We start from the raw sequence: 15,063 nt of genomic DNA, 5'->3' as shown, positions 1-15,063 counted from the left end.
TATTGGTCTTTTGACAAATAACAGTTACAATCATGCATATATTATATCAAAAAATATATAAAAAGATATTTTGTAACTTATTTGATATATGATACCATACATGTCATAATTTTATCTCCTAAAAGTAGTTATACCAACGTTTTTTAGGAAAGTCTACTTTATTTATGATTAAGTTCTTCGTTATAGATATAACGGAGACTTTAACATATATATTTAAAAATAAGATATAAAAAAATAGGAGTGATGAATTTTCACTCCTATTTCTTAGTCTCTCCAAAGATATTTTCTTTAAAGTATTACTTGCGGTACAGTTCTATGTATCTCTTTTTAAAAATCCTCATCTATTGTTGCTTTAATTGTAAACTCTCTAATTTGTTCTCTACCAGAATTCATTGTTCCTTTAACAATTTCATTTAAATCTCTATTCATTCCTCTAAAAAGTGCTGCTTCAATTACCATAGATAAATTAGTACCCGTAATAAGCTTTACTCTATCATTCACATATTTAGCAGCTGTATTAAATGGAGTGCCCCCTAAAATATCTGTAAATATTATTAAGCTATCACAATTTTTTAATTCATTAAGAGCTTTTTTTATCTCATCCTCAAGCATTTCTCCTGTTAATTGTTGAATAAAATCAATTGAAATAAAATTCTTTTGTTCTCCAGCTATTAATTTAACAGATGACTCTAATCCACTAGCAAAAGACCCATGTCCTACTAATATTATCCCAATCATTGCCCTATCTCCTCCCTAATAGCCTTAGAAATATTTCCTTCATTTCTCTCTAACATTACTGATACTTCATCGTAGCCTTTGCCTGTTAACTCCATTAATATTGCATGCTTAACACTTTGATTTGAAAGTTTTATTAAAACACAAGCCCTTTCCATATCACAAGAGGTGCTTTCCATTATTATTCTCTTTGCTCTTTCTACTAATTTTTCATTAGTAGCTTGTACATCAACCATTAAGTTTTTATATACTTTCCCTAACTTTATCATAACAGTTGTTGATATAATATTTAAAATCATTTTCTGTGCTGTTCCTGCCTTCATTCTTGTTGAACCAGTTACAACCTCAGGACCTACTATAGCTTCAATATTTACCTTTGCATGTTTACCTATAATACTATTGCTTACACAGCTAATTGCTCCAGTAAATGCTCCAATTTCGTTTGCATAATCTAATCCTCCAATTACATAAGGAGTTCTTCCACTTGCTGCAAGACCTATAACTGTATCTTTTTCTGTAAGATCCAATTCTTTTAAGTCTTGCACAGCTAAATCCTTAGAATCTTCTGCACCTTCTTTTGCCTTAATTATTGCATCCTTTCCTCCAGCCATTATACCTTGTACTAATTCATAAGAAACCCCATATGTAGGAGGACATTCACTAGCATCAAGAATTCCAAGTCTTCCGCTAGTTCCTGCACCAATATATATTAATCTTCCTCCTATTTTTATTCTTTCTACTATTCCATCAATAAGTGTTTGTATCTCTATATTACATTTTTTAATTTGTGCTGGAACTTTTTCATCTTCAGAATTTATTAGGTTTACTATATCTATAGTACTTAAAGTATCAATATCTATAGTATTTTGATTTATTTGCTCGGTCTCTAGCTTCTTTAACTCCATTTTTTATTCCTCTTCTTTAACTATTTTATAATCATTTATCTTATCTACATATTTTTTAGTGATAATTTCTGGTCTTGTAATAGCCGTACCAATTACTATTGCATATGCTCCAGCCTTTAAGGCCCTTATAGCCTCTTCCTCAGTATTAATTTTTCCTTCTGCTATTACAGGAGTATCCGTTATAGCAACTATATCTTCAATAAGCTTAATATTAGCTTCTCTTATATCTTTTGTATCTTCTGTATAACCACTTAAAGTAGTACTAATTATATCTAAATTCAAAGGTAATATATTTTTTGCTTCTTGTACTGTAGATACTTCCCCCATAATTAATACATTTGGATAGTTTTCCCTAATTTTTCCCACTATATCTTCAAACATCTCATTATTTGGTCTTTTTCTTGAAGTTGCATCTAAGGCTATTATATCAATACCTGTTTTTAAAATAGCTTCAGCACTTTTATAAGTTGGTGTAATATATACATCGCATCCATCATGCCATTCTTTATTTATTCCTATTATAGGCAAGTTCACTACTTTTTTAATTGCAGCTATATTATCAGCACCTGTAGCCCTTATGCCTATAGCTCCCCCTTCTTTAGCAGCTTTAGCAAAAGCAGCCATAATTTCACTTCCATACATCGCCCAACCAACTCTGGCTTGACAAGATACAATTAATCCACCTTCTATTTTTTTCATAACACTATTTTTCATACTAGAACATACCTACTGCCTTTCCTAATATCCCTAAAATAAAACTTGCAAGCACACAAATATACATTCCCTTTTTATTTTTCTTTAATATATTGTAGAATCCAAGTACAACTAATATTGGTAATAAAGAAGGTATTATTGCATTAATTAAATCTTGTACTACTATTTCTTTCCCTCCAAATTTCCATACATAAGCGATATTAATCTTAACAAAGGAAACAATCATAGCTCCAACTACCATCATTCCTACTATGGTAGCTCCTTCAACAAATTTTTCTAATATATCACTACTCTTCATCTTAGAAACTAAAGATGTTCCTAACTTATGTCCATACTTTATGAAATACCATCTGGAAAGAACATTTAATGCAACGTTAGGTACTAGGAATACTACCGGCCCTAGAATATTTCCTTCTAAAGCCATACCTGCACCTATAGCAGCAAATATTGTCATGAATGTTGCCTTAAATATTGAATCTCCGATTCCTGAAAGTGGTCCCATTAATGCAGCTTTAGCAGATGAAATTGCTTCAGCAGTAATTGGTTTTCCCATAGCTTTTTGTTCCTCTAAAGCAAGTGAAACTCCAAGAATAGCATTTCCTGTATAGGGATGACAATTAAAGAATTCATTATGTCTTAATAATGCTTCATGTAAATCTTCTCGATTTGGATATAATTTCTTAAGAGCTGGAATCATAGCATAACAGAAACCTAATGATGTATATCTTTCATAGTTAATGCTTGTCATGCTAAAGAAACTTCTAATATATGTCTTAACTAATTCCTTCTTAGTTAAAATTCCTCCAATTTTTCCCGCTAAATCTTCAGCATCTTCCTCTTCATCACCAAAGTCATCAAAATCATCAGCTTCTGCTTTTTTACTATCCCCTCTAAGAGCGAACACTGCTGCGATTATACCTACTCCAATCAATGAAACTGCCAAAACATTTAATTTTAAGTACACTGAAAATACAAATCCTATTAAGAAGAAGGACCAATACTTTCTAAAGTTCATCATTTTTAATAACATAGCCATACCAACTGCTGGTAATATACCTGATGCTACCTTTAATCCATCAACTAATACTGTTGGCATACTACTAACTACTTGATTAACATAGTCGCTACCAAAGTTTATAGCTAAAAATGTTGGTATAAAGAATACCATAAAGAAAGTAATTAATCCTGATAAATGAATTAACTCAACTTTTCTAATTTCACCCTTTTGTAAATGCTTATCTGCTACATGCATTAAGAAAATATTTATGTTCCACGCTAACATAATTAATATCTGTGCAAGCATACCAATTGGTAAAGCAAGTGCAATACCTATTTCAGGGTTACCACCATTGGTAATAGCAAATACCGTTGATAACATACCCGCAATCTGTGCATTAGGAGGTACGCTTCCGCCAATAGGAAGGATTCCCATATACATTAGCTCTACACTACCACCTACAATTAACCCAGTAGTTATATCTCCCATTAATAGACCAACTATAGCTCCCCCTACTACCGGCCTTGATATCATCCAATATCCATAACCATAATTCTCAACCATTAAAATAGCAATAAATATACTTAATAATAACGCTGTAACTGTATTCACGATTTTCCCCTCTCTTATCCTATAGTTTTTCTTCTAAATTAATTGACCTATCTGATGGAGTTGCTCTAATTTCCAACTTGACGCCTTCATATTTTAATTCTCTAAATATGTCTTTTAATTCATCATCTAAAAAAACGGTGTTAGATATCTGTTCTCTGCCTTCCTTGTGGTATAATCCTCCAACATTAATTTCCTTCAATTCTACACCATTTTTGACTATATGAAGTAAGGGCTTTGGACTCTTAACAACAACGAATATTTTCTTCTTTTGATACTTCTTTAGAAATTCAGTAGCATCGTCTTGGCTTTTTACAAAACATCTCATCCCTTGTGGCGTTGCCATTTCTAGTAATGATTTTTGAAAGTTATCCTTACAAACCTCATTATCAATTACTAGTATTGCATCACTTGGATATTGTACTGACCACGCAAAGGCAACTTGTCCATGAATAAGTCTCTCATCGATTCTTGCTATTGTTATCATTTTCTATCCTCCTTGTTTCATTTGTCCTTAGTATAACGTTTTCTTTCATCCGATTCAATGAAATAGCATTAACATGAAATGCTATTTCATAATTTGAAATTTGCTATTATTCAATTCGTGTTTTATGTATTTTGTTAGAGGTATTTTTATAGTCATAATTACAGTAAACAGTATATAAAATATCAACTACATGAAGAGATGCTGTACGGGAAGAAATTGCACCACTTCTAAATTTGCTTTCTTTGTTACTAACATAAAGATTATAATCACATATTTTTGATAAGCTATTTTGGCTACTGGAGGTTATAGATACTGTTTTTACAAAATTATCTTTTAGTATTTGAGCTATATCAATCATTTGTTTTGATTCTCCTGAATAAGAGAATAATAAAGCGAAATGCTCAGGAGTACTATTCAAAGCTTGTACATATTGACGATCATATAGAGCAAAGTTAATAGCATTTTTACCAACTCTAGTAAATTTAAATGTTGCATCTAAAGCAATTATATGGCTACTACCTATACCATATAAATCAAGAATCCTTGCATTTTTAATTAACTGTACTACTTCCTTTAGGGTTTCAGTATTAATTAATATAGAAGTTTCTTCAATAGATTGGGTATTTATAGTGTTTAACTTTTCAACTATTTCTTTAATATTATCAGTCTGCCTTATTGATGTTGAATCCAATATTTCAATATTTTTACTTTCGAAATACTTTATTTCCTGATTTATAAGAAGCTTTAACTTATTAAAACCACCTATATCCATCCTCTTGCATAATCTTACTACCGTAGCAGCAGATGTATATGTTTTTTCTCCTAATTCTTTACTGGTAAGCTCTATTACTTCATTGGGCTTTTTTAATATATAATCCCTAACCTGAGATTCTGCCTCAGGTAGATTTTTATTATCCCTCAACTTTATCAAAACGCTCATTATAACATCACCTTTCTTATCAGTTTTATCACAAACTTATTTTTTCTATATCAGTATTTTGTTTTTCTCTTCCAATAGCTATTTAATATTTCTCTGTTTAAAAAAAGTTATAAAATCTTATATAACCTATTCCATCAATTATATTTAGCTTCACTTATCTAAAAAGCCTGTATATTTAATAATTTTGATATAGCAATTGCATTATTGTTTCCCAATAATATAGCTATATAGTCATTTCTTAAATCTACCCACACATTAAATATATATCCGCTTATTAATCCGTTTGCAGATATTTTATTAGATTCTTCATCATTTACAAAACATCCGTACTTTGACCACGCATTCATATACCAAATATGTCCATATGGTGTCAGCATCTTTTTCAAAGTTTCTTGAGTTTTAAAGATTTTCTGAGGGCTTAAATTCTAAATATAATTCATTATGAGAATTCATAATATTTCATTGCATCTGGACAGGTTTAAACTCTATATTAGCCATAATGTTCCTCATTATTTTTATATAATATTATCTTATATTATTGTATCAAACTTTCTGACCTCTTTTGCAAAATATATAATAAATAAGCTTTAAGGCTTTTTATCAGCGGTTGTAGTCAAATAGAAAAACCAAACACTGAAGCTGAAAATAAATAGATTAGTAAACAATTTGAAGATAGTAAAAGAGATATTATGTTTGCTGGTATTCAAAAAAGCTAGCCGGATTATTTCTGGCTAGCTTTAAAGCTTTAGAGAATTTGAACTTAACCAATTATTGCTTTAATATACGGGTACACAAATTTCACAATAATGATTATTGACCATTTGAACCATATACCTTTCGATTATTGGTCTTTTTTCATCAAATTTATATCCTTGTGTTAATAATTCTGGAAAAATATCAATCCACGCTTTCTGAACTGCTTCTGCTGTATGATTAATTTTAAAAACAGCATACTTTCCTCCAACAATATGGCCTTCTCTTACGTAGTCGTCAATTACCAAATAATCATTTGAAACAACTAAACATGTATCATAACGACAATCTTTAGGTTCTGTGAATTGAGGGTTATCTTGGGGTATTCCTAATATAATTGAATTTTCATTAAATAAGTTTTTTTCTCTAGCCCAACTTTTTAATTGTTCCATTATTTGCACATTCTCTGGACCGTAAGGACCTGTTCTTCGTATATAAGCAATTTTATATGGTGATATCATTTCAATATTAATATTCATAACTTACCTTCTTTTTAATAGAGTACATCGATGCCTGAACTCATCATATAATGCTTTAAAATGTATTTCAACTTCTTTTTTAAAAACAACTGCCACTATTTATGTTAAATTCCATCCAAAATCATCATGATAAATCATCTGCCTTGTCATTCCTCCATCGATGCAGATGTTCTCTCCTGTGATGAACCCCGCCTTATCACTGGAATTGGCCAAGTTTAATGGTATTCTTAAACTTTTTCATTTAGTTTCTATGCTTTTTATGCTGGCTTTTTACTTCAATTGCACATATTATTTTCACTTACTGATTTTTTGTTGCCAACATCACCCCGCGAAACAAATATCCTTCAAATTTCAGCTTAGATAATCTCACTAATTAAGGTATATAGTATTTTTCCACTATGTTTTACTAATGCTTATACTATGCAAATAACAATTCCGTGTCAATCCAAGTTTCGATAGCATTTCTTATATCAATGATTGAGTCATTCAGTAAAAAACGAAACCCTTGGCAACCTCCATTACAATGATCGCTTATCCCTCTTTTTATTCCACAGCCATATCCCTTTTCAATCATTTCTTGTATAAATGAAGGGAATCTTTCGATGGTATCAGCGTATTTATGCGTGTTTTTCGCTTTGATGTTTATTTGATAACCATTATTAAGTGATACATTAATTCCCCATATCTCTTTACTTTTATAAGAATATTTAATCTTTATCCATAAATCTTTTATTTCCACATTGCATTTAAGCCCTTTATCCAAATAGCGTTGATGTAGCTGCAATATAAAACCTTGCACATTGGCAGACAAAGGTTTCATAGTATCTTTTAATATAGAAATAACATCGTCGATTTTATTATTTTTCAATACTCTGTAATCACATCGCAATAAAATATCGGAGAAGCGGCAATAACTGATTGTATTGGAATCATTGACCTTCAATTTGTTAGCGTTTGTGCCAAATTCTATTTCGGCTATTGCCATTACCTTCAACCCCGTCAACATGGCAGGATTATCAGGATACGAAATTTTTATTCCTTCAGCTTTTAATAAATCCGGTTTTTTATCATTCAAGTTTATACCGTCAATCAATATGCCGCAGGCAGTCAAGAATCGCAAGTATTCAATACTTTTTGAAACGGGGATTTTCGTGTTGAATATATTGTTTCCCACGGTAAGGGATTGATCGCTTTCTGTTAGTACACCATGAAAACCTATATTCAATAATAAGCATTTCACATTGTGCAGGAATGGAAAATATACCGAAATAGTAACGCGGTCATCAAATGCGTGAGCATTCTTTTTATGATTGTCATACGAATCACCTTCAACAATCAAAACATCGCAAAGCTGATACAAAAAGTTTCTGAACGCAAGAACTCCTTCTCGAATATCTTCCTCGTTTGAAATATTTTCAAACATAGGATTAATTGCATATGTTTCAGGTATTTCTGGCGTAATAACATTTTTTAAGTATTTTGCCATATCTTTGAGTGTCTTTTGCATTTATTTCACTTCTTTCTTCGCAAAGTCAACTTTATACTGCCATTCACCGTATTTTTTATCGTTATCAGTTATCGTTCCTTCCGTAAGGGTGATACGCAGAACGATTGAGTCAGGGTTGTCTTCGTCGCCATGTGCCTCGAACCATGTGAAGATTTTTTTCATCTTCGCTCTTATTTCCGCATTTCTCTCGTCCTTTACCCAACCGAGATTCTCAGCCGTTCCTTGAGCAACAAACAAGTCTAACCCACAGATGGAAATCTCGTTGTTTTTCTCAATTTCCAACATTTTATTTTTATTCGCGTCTGTAGAAACATAAAACACGCCGTCTTCATAATAAGCATCAACCATACGGACAGCAGGGTGAGGATTGCCGACGGCGTTCGGGGACAATGCAATAGTTGCAAGAGCAATAAGGTTGTCCTTTCCGTTTCCGCAGTATTCTTCCATAAGCTTCATTGCGTTTTCATACTTGTTCATGATAATTCCTCCATTTATTTTTTATTTTCCTATGGGTTCTATCATACTTTGCATTTCGCAATTATCTAAATAATACATGGGAAATTCCTTGTATTTTTATATTTCTTCTTTTAGCTTAATGGGAAAGTATCTTTGCATTTGTTTATAGCCAAGTCCCTTTTCTATGTCTTTATAGGCAATATCTCTTCCATCTTCATATAAATAAGGCATATTAAACATAACATTGCGGTCTTTGTCAAGCTCAAAATTTGTGCTTTCAATCCATCGACGAACTTTATCTTCCACTTTGTGTATACTCTCGTTATCTTCATCAATACTGACTGCCATAGCGTATAAACCTCCCGGAAAATCGAACAATTTAAAAGGGCTCACATCCGCATTGGTAACACCATCTTTAACGGCACATATCCATTCAGCTTTGTCATTTTTAGATAGCAAAAAATCAAAACAATCGAAAATCACACTCTTATACAAATGACAATACTGCCACAATTGGTACATATATCCTCCTTCTTTGAACATTTCTCCCCACGGTTGGTTGCCGCACGTTACCGCTTTGAATTCCGGTATCCTGACAACCATTATATCAGGAATTTTTTTATCTAATTTTTCCGTTATTTCAATCAAACGGTTTACATTGGAGGGCTTGCCGATATAGTCAACGCTTATCAACTGTGTTTCAATCTCTTTAGCCTTGTTATACAGCAGTTTTATGTCGGAGTTGTCTGCAAAGTTCACTTGTTCTATTTCGCGTATAAAATCCAGCACGATTTCTTTCAACTCATGCAAAAGCGCAACCTCGTCGTCTATGCTCTGTACTTTTTTTCCCAGCACTTCTAAAACTACATCGGAACCGGAAGCGTTGAAAATACGCTGAATGTCTTTTATGCTGATATTCAGCTTGCGTAAAATGAGTATTTGTTCAAGCTGCCTAACAGCGTTTTCGTCGTACATTCTATATGCGTAGTCATCACTTCGAGTGCTGCACAGCAGTCCCATGTCCTCATAATAACGCAGTGTACGAGCTGTAATGTCATATTTGCTTGACACATCTTTGATTTTGATTAGGTTGTTCATTTGTTTCCACCCCTTTTCTAAATTATCAAGGATAACCTTAGTATAAAGGATTCCCCAAAGGAAGAGTCAAGAGAGTAATGCTATTTTTCTGTAGAAAATACAAATTTTCTCTCTTATTGAGAAACGGCATAACACCGTAGCTAACATTTTCTAATTACTAATTGCCTTGTTTTGCTCTTTTTGAATTGTAGTTATAATAGCCTTCATTTTATTATCGCTACTTTTACTTAATATCTCTTGAAGCACTTCATCATCTATTTTTATATTACTGTCAAACATATAATTCATTTTGCCATCATTAATTTTATATTGCCTTTTCATTGATATTTTTCCATTTATAATCCCTTCAGGACATTTATAATAAGCATTACCAATTTCATAATCATAAAACATACTAGAAATTGGAGCCCTCCAATCATATATAAGAAAATCAAAATCTTCATTAATTAAAGTGTAGAGATAGTATATTAAAACTTTTTAACTTAAAAATATTAAAAAGTGAGAAGCTCCATTTATATGAAGTTTCTCACTTTTTATCATTACTTCTTACTATATTAATTTTCTACCATTTTAGATTTCAAAGTTATTTAAATAGATCTTTGCTGTCAACCTTACCTTTAAGTAAATTCCTGTCTTTTAACCATTTCGCATTGTTATTCCAATTCTCTTCATCTTGACTTAAGAATTTACCACTTTCATTCTCCATAAGAGGCAGCAATATCTGCAGGCTCTTTTTTTCTACTTCTGTATCTAGTGGGAAACTTTTGTCTTGAACCTTTAATACTAAATCTAAAGCTTTATCAGAATTAGTTTTAGTGTATTCAAATCCTTTTTTAGCAGCATTTAAGAAAGCTTGTATAGTGTCATTATTATTCTTTATTCCATGGTCACTGGCAATAAAGGCTAATTCATAGTTATTTGCTACTCCATAATCTACAGGATTAAAGGTATCTAATTTAATGCCTTCCTTTTCTAGTAATATCTTTTCATGGTTTATATATCCGCCTATGATTCCATCAACTCTTTTAGTTTCTATACCAGCCATTAGTTCATAACCTACATCTACAAACTGTACCTTTGAAGGATCTCCACCAGCTGTACTAACCATTGTTTTCACAGTTTCCTTATCAATATCAAAGGATGGATAACCAACTTTTTTCCCTTCCATATCTTTTAATGTTTTAACCCCTGAATCACTGCGAACCATAAGTTGATTCAATGAACTTCTAACTATAGCTCCTACTGATTTAACTGGAATATTTTCCCCTCTAGCTAAAATAACCTGTTTTGGATAGCTTATGGCTAAATCAGCTTTATTGGAAGCTACTAACTTAATTCCATCATCGGTGCCTGCTGGTGTAATTAAATTAACTTTTAACCCTGCTTCTTTAAAATAACCTTGTTCTTCAGCAGCATATAAGAAGGAATGTACTGCATTGGGATACCAATCTAAAAGAACATTAACTTCTTTCAACTCTTTAGTAGTGCTTTTTTCTTTATTATTATTATTAGAACATGCACTTAACACTAGACTAACTGCAATCATCATTACTAATAAAATTCTAACTTTTTTTAATTTCATAATTATCTCCTTTTATTCCTCTTCTATATTTTAACAAAATCTTCTCTAACAAAAAGCCTATTGAAAACAGCATTAATCCTAAAAATGATAGAACTAACACCCCTGCAAAAACCGCTTCTGATTGCAGCATCCCTGCCGCCCTTTTTATATATATGCCTAATCCCCTTTCAGCTCCTAGCCACTCTCCTATGGTAGCTCCTGAAATGCTATAGGTAGCAGCTATTTTGAAGCTGCTTAAAAAATTAGGCAGTACAGAATTTACATGAAGTTTAAAAAATATCTGAAATTTACTTCCTCCTAAGGCCTTTAAAACATCCTCTAAGTCTTTATCAACACCATTTAAGCCATCCAGAGTACTTATGACTATAGGGAAAAAGCAGAACAGCACAACTACTGCTACCTTTGACCATATGGTATACCCAAACCACATAACCATAATAGGAGATAAAGCTATGATAGGAATCGTTTGAGAAAAAATTATAATTGGATATAAAGTTTTACCCACATTCCTCCAAAGATATATAGAAAGGGCACAAAGTATTCCTATTACTACAGATATACTAAGTCCTAGTATTGCTTCCCCTAAGGTTACCAGAGAATGTTTATACAGCAGCTCTCTTTGAGTAAATAAAGCTTTAAGGGTTTTAGATAATCTAGGTAAAATATAATGGGGGACTTTAAAATAAGGTATTAAAAACTCCCAAGCTAAGAGTATGAGAATTAATAATATCAGAGGGAATACATAATCCTTAAGTTTCTTCATTCTTCCCTTCCCCCTTTATTTTCTTCTAAGCCATCAAGAATATTAAGGACAAGTCTTTTCAGCTCTATAAATTCATTAGAAAGTGTGGTTTCATAGTTTCTAGGTCTTTTAAGGTTAATATCTATAGACCTTAAATTTTTATAGGGGAGTTCAGTACAAATGAGTATTCTATCAGATAAAAGCAAGGCCTCCTCAATATCATGAGTTATCATAAATACCGTATTCTGTTCCCTTTGGCAGAGCTCTAGTAACCATGCCTGCATCTTTCTTCTGGTTAATGCATCTAAAGAAGAAAAGGGTTCATCTAATAAGAGTATTGAAGGATTATTTACTACAGCCCTTAAAAAGGAGGCTCTTTGTCTCATACCCCCTGATAGTTCATGAGGGTATAACTTTTCTGTACCTTTAAGCCCAAAACCTTCAAAGGATGCAGCTGCCATCTTTCTCGCTTCTTTCTTGCTATAACCATTTAATTCAAGCCCCACGGAGGTATTATCAAGGATATTTCTCCAAGGCATTAAAGAGTCCTTTTGAGGCATATACCCTATAATATTTTTATTACCTTCTTTTAATAATTGTATGCTGCCCTTTTGAGGCTGTAATAACCCCAAAATCAATCTGAAAAGAGTGCTTTTCCCTGTGCCGCTAGGTGCAATAATCGTAACAAACTCATTTTTATCTATACTAAAGGATAAATCATCGATTATAAGCCTGCTTGAATCCTTATATTTAAAGGATAAATTTTTAATTTCTAATGCCTTCATCTAAATAATCCAACCTTCTTTTTTATAACATCCATCCCAAAACATATATTCATATTTTGAGGACAGGATGAAAATCTCCTCTAATTTTTGCAGGTGCCTTTCTGGAAGTCCTTCGGCTACTTTGTCCATTAATTTGATACACCAATCTGTTTCATTATTAAATTCTTCACTGGCGTAGTTAAGTATCCATTCCCTATAAAGTGGATGCTCTAATGCTTTTTGGTCTTTAGCTAAAGTCTTGCCTATAAAGGCATAACTCCACATACAAGGAAGCAAGGCAGCCACTAGTTCCGCTAAGGACCCTTCTGTAGATACTTGAAGCATAAACTTGGTATAGGATAAATTATCAGCATTTGGCTTTGTAGCTTCCAGTTCTTCTTTAGTTATTCCAAACTTCTTTGCAAATTCAATATGTGCATCCATTTCAATATTTACTATGGCATTTGCACATTTAGAAAAGGCCTGCATATCTTCTAAACTATCAGATTTCACCATTCCCAGGGCAAAAAGTTTTATGTAGTCTATTAAATAAACATAATCCTGTTTAACGTAGAAACAAAACTTATCTTCCTCTAAAACCCCCTTCCCAAGTTCATTGAGAAAAGGATGCTCCAAACAAGCTTCCCAAAGGGGCTTACCTTTTAATAATAATCTTTGTGAAAATTCCATTAAAAAAACTCCTTCCAAATAGTATTTTCAATACCATCGAAAAGAGTTTAATAATCCAATAACTGTAAACCTATGTGAATTTTAGATTTATATTTTGTATTATCTTACAACTTCCCTTCGCTGGCATTATCCAGTGCAGGTTCAAAGGGTCTGAAAATTTCATCTCAGCCATAATGGCTCCCCTAGTGCACATCTAGATTTTATACTTTAAATAAAATAATGTCAATAATGACTTTCCTTAAGAAATATTTATTTTTCTTTTATTATCTCTTTGACTTTTTGTAATGGATCTTGACCTATCTCTACCTTAATATCTGGTTCTAATGCTCTTTCTTTATCTTTGCTGCTATCAGGTCTAGTAAATTTTTTATGTGAAACACTGCCTTCTATTTTAGAATTTGATAATTGAAAATAAACCACATCTCCGTAGGATGAAGGCATATTACTACTTGCTGAACCTGCTATATCTCCTAATTTTCCATCTTGAACCCAAGTAGCTAACCACTGTGCTGAACTAAAGGTATTCTCGTTAGTAATAACATATAAGTCTATGTTTTCATTCTTCTTTGAACTATTGCTATTTGACAGGATCACCTTACCGTGGCTTCTTAAATATCCTCTATATTTTTGAGCTAATGGAGAAAATCTTATTACTGCCCCAAAGTGTCCCGGCTTCATATTCATAGCGTCCAAAAGCTTAGTGCAAGCCTGCGAGTTTCCTCCTGGATTATCTCTAACATCGATTATTACATTAGTTCCCCCTTCATTCATTGCACTTTTTAAATCTTCAATTACAGAATTCAAAGAATTATTTACTTCACAAATACCTAATCTTATATAAAAGGTTTTACTATCTATTTTCTTACTGGATATCTCACGGCTATAGTTACCTGTATTATTTATTGGTGCATATTTTACTGTAATATCTTCATATCCATTGTTACCTTTTATGGTTAGAGGGACTTTATCATTAACCTCTACCCCTAATGCTTCTAATGCTAGCTTTCCCTTCAATCTATTAGCTATGTTTTTATTTTCTGCCACATAATTTTCAGCAGGAAATATCTCTTTAACACCTTTTATCAAAGCCTCAATATTTATACCATTAATTTTTACTACTTCTTTATCTATGATTTTATTATCTTTATCCATCAAACTGAGTTTTCCATTTAAGTATAGCCAGTTTATATCTAAAGCTTCCACCTCATTCCATCTAATTCCCGTATGTCCATCTTCCAAAGAACACAGGTATTTAGATGCTTCTAATTGGAATTGTGAAGTAGTCATAGCATTATTACATACCTTTATAAAATTCTCTTTAGCTGCTTGGTATTTTTTATTTTCCCCCTCTAAAAATATTGGATGAGTTTCTTCAATTATGTTTATCATCGATTTAACGTCTTCCTTAACCTCTTCTTTTGTTAATTCTTTCTCTAAAACAACATTGCCTTTTGAACTATAAACCAATGGCTTGTGCATACTAATAGGTTTAAAAAAGTATAAGTACCCACAAAATACTAAAGATATCAATAACAAACTAGCACCTATCCATAGGAATATTTTAATGCTCCTCTTCATAATAAAGTCCCCCTATAATCGATATAT

Annotated in this window: 16 protein-coding genes, 2 pseudogenes and 1 riboswitch; all 18 genes and pseudogenes read right to left on the bottom strand. The window is 32.2% G+C overall.

What is annotated here, in order from left to right:
- Positions 1 to 327: 327 nt before the first annotated feature.
- Positions 328 to 738: a PTS galactosamine/N-acetylgalactosamine transporter subunit IIA gene (agaF, locus tag BUA82_RS18565; protein ID WP_073012075.1), complete on the bottom strand. Its 411-nt coding sequence runs from the start codon at positions 736 to 738 to the stop codon at positions 328 to 330.
- Complete coding sequence (gene murQ / locus BUA82_RS18560; protein WP_073012073.1) at positions 735 to 1,640, bottom strand: N-acetylmuramic acid 6-phosphate etherase; 906 nt, start codon at positions 1,638 to 1,640, stop codon at positions 735 to 737. Before murQ ends, agaF begins: the two co-directional genes overlap by 4 nt.
- A gap of 3 nt (positions 1,641 to 1,643) precedes the next feature.
- A complete protein-coding gene (locus tag BUA82_RS18555) occupies positions 1,644 to 2,354 on the bottom strand; it encodes an N-acetylmannosamine-6-phosphate 2-epimerase (RefSeq protein WP_073012070.1) in 711 nt (236 codons plus the stop codon).
- Between the two features lies 1 nt (position 2,355).
- Entirely contained in the window at positions 2,356 to 3,963 is a 1,608-nt protein-coding gene (locus BUA82_RS18550; protein WP_073012066.1) for a PTS system mannose/fructose/sorbose family transporter subunit IID, read from the bottom strand.
- A gap of 19 nt (positions 3,964 to 3,982) precedes the next feature.
- Positions 3,983 to 4,447: a PTS sugar transporter subunit IIB gene (locus tag BUA82_RS18545; RefSeq protein ID WP_073012063.1), complete on the bottom strand. Its 465-nt coding sequence runs from the start codon at positions 4,445 to 4,447 to the stop codon at positions 3,983 to 3,985.
- Positions 4,448 to 4,553: 106 nt separating this feature from the next.
- Positions 4,554 to 5,387, bottom strand: coding sequence for a MurR/RpiR family transcriptional regulator (locus tag BUA82_RS18540; protein WP_073012060.1), 834 nt, complete (start codon positions 5,385 to 5,387; stop codon positions 4,554 to 4,556).
- Positions 5,388 to 5,545: 158 nt separating this feature from the next.
- Positions 5,546 to 5,734 (bottom strand): hypothetical protein, encoded by a 189-nt coding sequence (locus BUA82_RS18535; RefSeq protein ID WP_073012057.1) that lies wholly within the window; start codon positions 5,732 to 5,734, stop codon positions 5,546 to 5,548.
- A gap of 429 nt (positions 5,735 to 6,163) precedes the next feature.
- Positions 6,164 to 6,619, bottom strand: coding sequence for an AraC family transcriptional regulator (locus BUA82_RS18530; protein WP_073012054.1), 456 nt, complete (start codon positions 6,617 to 6,619; stop codon positions 6,164 to 6,166).
- A 99-nt stretch (positions 6,620 to 6,718) separates the two neighbouring features.
- Positions 6,719 to 6,823: pseudogene (locus BUA82_RS21045) on the bottom strand (short-chain dehydrogenase); the annotation flags it as partial.
- 214 nt (positions 6,824 to 7,037) lie between these two features.
- Positions 7,038 to 8,126 (bottom strand): hypothetical protein, encoded by a 1,089-nt coding sequence (locus tag BUA82_RS18520; protein WP_073012050.1) that lies wholly within the window; start codon positions 8,124 to 8,126, stop codon positions 7,038 to 7,040.
- Positions 8,127 to 8,603 carry a pyridoxamine 5'-phosphate oxidase family protein gene (locus BUA82_RS18515; protein ID WP_073012047.1) on the bottom strand — a complete coding sequence of 159 codons (477 nt, stop codon included), beginning with the start codon at positions 8,601 to 8,603 and terminating at the stop codon, positions 8,127 to 8,129. It lies immediately after the preceding gene.
- Positions 8,604 to 8,699: 96 nt separating this feature from the next.
- On the bottom strand, positions 8,700 to 9,680 hold the full coding sequence (locus BUA82_RS18510) for a MerR family transcriptional regulator (RefSeq protein ID WP_073012044.1): 981 nt from the start codon (positions 9,678 to 9,680) through the stop codon (positions 8,700 to 8,702).
- Between the two features lie 153 nt (positions 9,681 to 9,833).
- Positions 9,834 to 10,133 (bottom strand): annotated as a pseudogene (locus tag BUA82_RS18505) (helicase); the annotation flags it as partial.
- 130 nt (positions 10,134 to 10,263) lie between these two features.
- Complete coding sequence (locus tag BUA82_RS18500; RefSeq protein ID WP_073012041.1) at positions 10,264 to 11,262, bottom strand: ABC transporter substrate-binding protein; 999 nt, start codon at positions 11,260 to 11,262, stop codon at positions 10,264 to 10,266.
- Complete coding sequence (locus BUA82_RS18495; RefSeq protein WP_073012038.1) at positions 11,243 to 12,025, bottom strand: ABC transporter permease; 783 nt, start codon at positions 12,023 to 12,025, stop codon at positions 11,243 to 11,245. The genes BUA82_RS18500 and BUA82_RS18495 overlap by 20 nt, the downstream gene beginning before the upstream one ends.
- A complete protein-coding gene (locus BUA82_RS18490; RefSeq protein WP_073012036.1) occupies positions 12,022 to 12,789 on the bottom strand; it encodes an ABC transporter ATP-binding protein in 768 nt (255 codons plus the stop codon). The genes BUA82_RS18495 and BUA82_RS18490 overlap by 4 nt, the downstream gene beginning before the upstream one ends.
- Positions 12,790 to 13,458, bottom strand: a complete 669-nt coding sequence (tenA, locus tag BUA82_RS18485; RefSeq protein WP_073012032.1) for a thiaminase II — start codon at positions 13,456 to 13,458, stop codon at positions 12,790 to 12,792.
- Between the two features lie 95 nt (positions 13,459 to 13,553).
- Positions 13,554 to 13,652: riboswitch (TPP riboswitch) on the bottom strand.
- 55 nt (positions 13,653 to 13,707) lie between these two features.
- A complete protein-coding gene (locus BUA82_RS18480; protein WP_073012028.1) occupies positions 13,708 to 15,036 on the bottom strand; it encodes a S41 family peptidase in 1,329 nt (442 codons plus the stop codon).
- Positions 15,037 to 15,063 lie beyond the last annotated feature (27 nt).

The sequence above is a fragment of the Clostridium amylolyticum genome, assembly GCF_900142075.1.
In the GTDB taxonomy this organism is placed as follows: Bacteria; Bacillota; Clostridia; order Clostridiales; family Clostridiaceae; genus Clostridium_AA; species Clostridium_AA amylolyticum.
This window is presented reverse-complemented; position numbering and strand designations above follow the sequence as displayed.

Excerpts from the sequence above, each read along its gene's own strand:
- agaF (WP_073012075.1), bottom strand. The coding sequence starts at position 738 with ATGATTGGGATAATATTAGTAGGACATGGGTCTTTTGCTAGTGGATTA.
- murQ (WP_073012073.1), bottom strand. The coding sequence starts at position 1,640 with ATGGAGTTAAAGAAGCTAGAGACCGAGCAAATAAATCAAAATACTATA.
- BUA82_RS18555 (WP_073012070.1), bottom strand. The coding sequence starts at position 2,354 with ATGAAAAATAGTGTTATGAAAAAAATAGAAGGTGGATTAATTGTATCT.
- BUA82_RS18545 (WP_073012063.1), bottom strand. The coding sequence starts at position 4,447 with ATGATAACAATAGCAAGAATCGATGAGAGACTTATTCATGGACAAGTT.
- BUA82_RS18540 (WP_073012060.1), bottom strand. The coding sequence starts at position 5,387 with ATGAGCGTTTTGATAAAGTTGAGGGATAATAAAAATCTACCTGAGGCA.
- BUA82_RS18535 (WP_073012057.1), bottom strand. The coding sequence starts at position 5,734 with ATGAATGCGTGGTCAAAGTACGGATGTTTTGTAAATGATGAAGAATCT.
- BUA82_RS18530 (WP_073012054.1), bottom strand. The coding sequence starts at position 6,619 with ATGAATATTAATATTGAAATGATATCACCATATAAAATTGCTTATATA.
- BUA82_RS18520 (WP_073012050.1), bottom strand. The coding sequence starts at position 8,126 with ATGCAAAAGACACTCAAAGATATGGCAAAATACTTAAAAAATGTTATT.
- BUA82_RS18515 (WP_073012047.1), bottom strand. The coding sequence starts at position 8,603 with ATGAACAAGTATGAAAACGCAATGAAGCTTATGGAAGAATACTGCGGA.
- BUA82_RS18510 (WP_073012044.1), bottom strand. The coding sequence starts at position 9,680 with ATGAACAACCTAATCAAAATCAAAGATGTGTCAAGCAAATATGACATT.
- BUA82_RS18500 (WP_073012041.1), bottom strand. The coding sequence starts at position 11,262 with ATGAAATTAAAAAAAGTTAGAATTTTATTAGTAATGATGATTGCAGTT.
- BUA82_RS18495 (WP_073012038.1), bottom strand. The coding sequence starts at position 12,025 with ATGAAGAAACTTAAGGATTATGTATTCCCTCTGATATTATTAATTCTC.
- BUA82_RS18490 (WP_073012036.1), bottom strand. The coding sequence starts at position 12,789 with ATGAAGGCATTAGAAATTAAAAATTTATCCTTTAAATATAAGGATTCA.
- tenA (WP_073012032.1), bottom strand. The coding sequence starts at position 13,458 with ATGGAATTTTCACAAAGATTATTATTAAAAGGTAAGCCCCTTTGGGAA.
- BUA82_RS18480 (WP_073012028.1), bottom strand. The coding sequence starts at position 15,036 with ATGAAGAGGAGCATTAAAATATTCCTATGGATAGGTGCTAGTTTGTTA.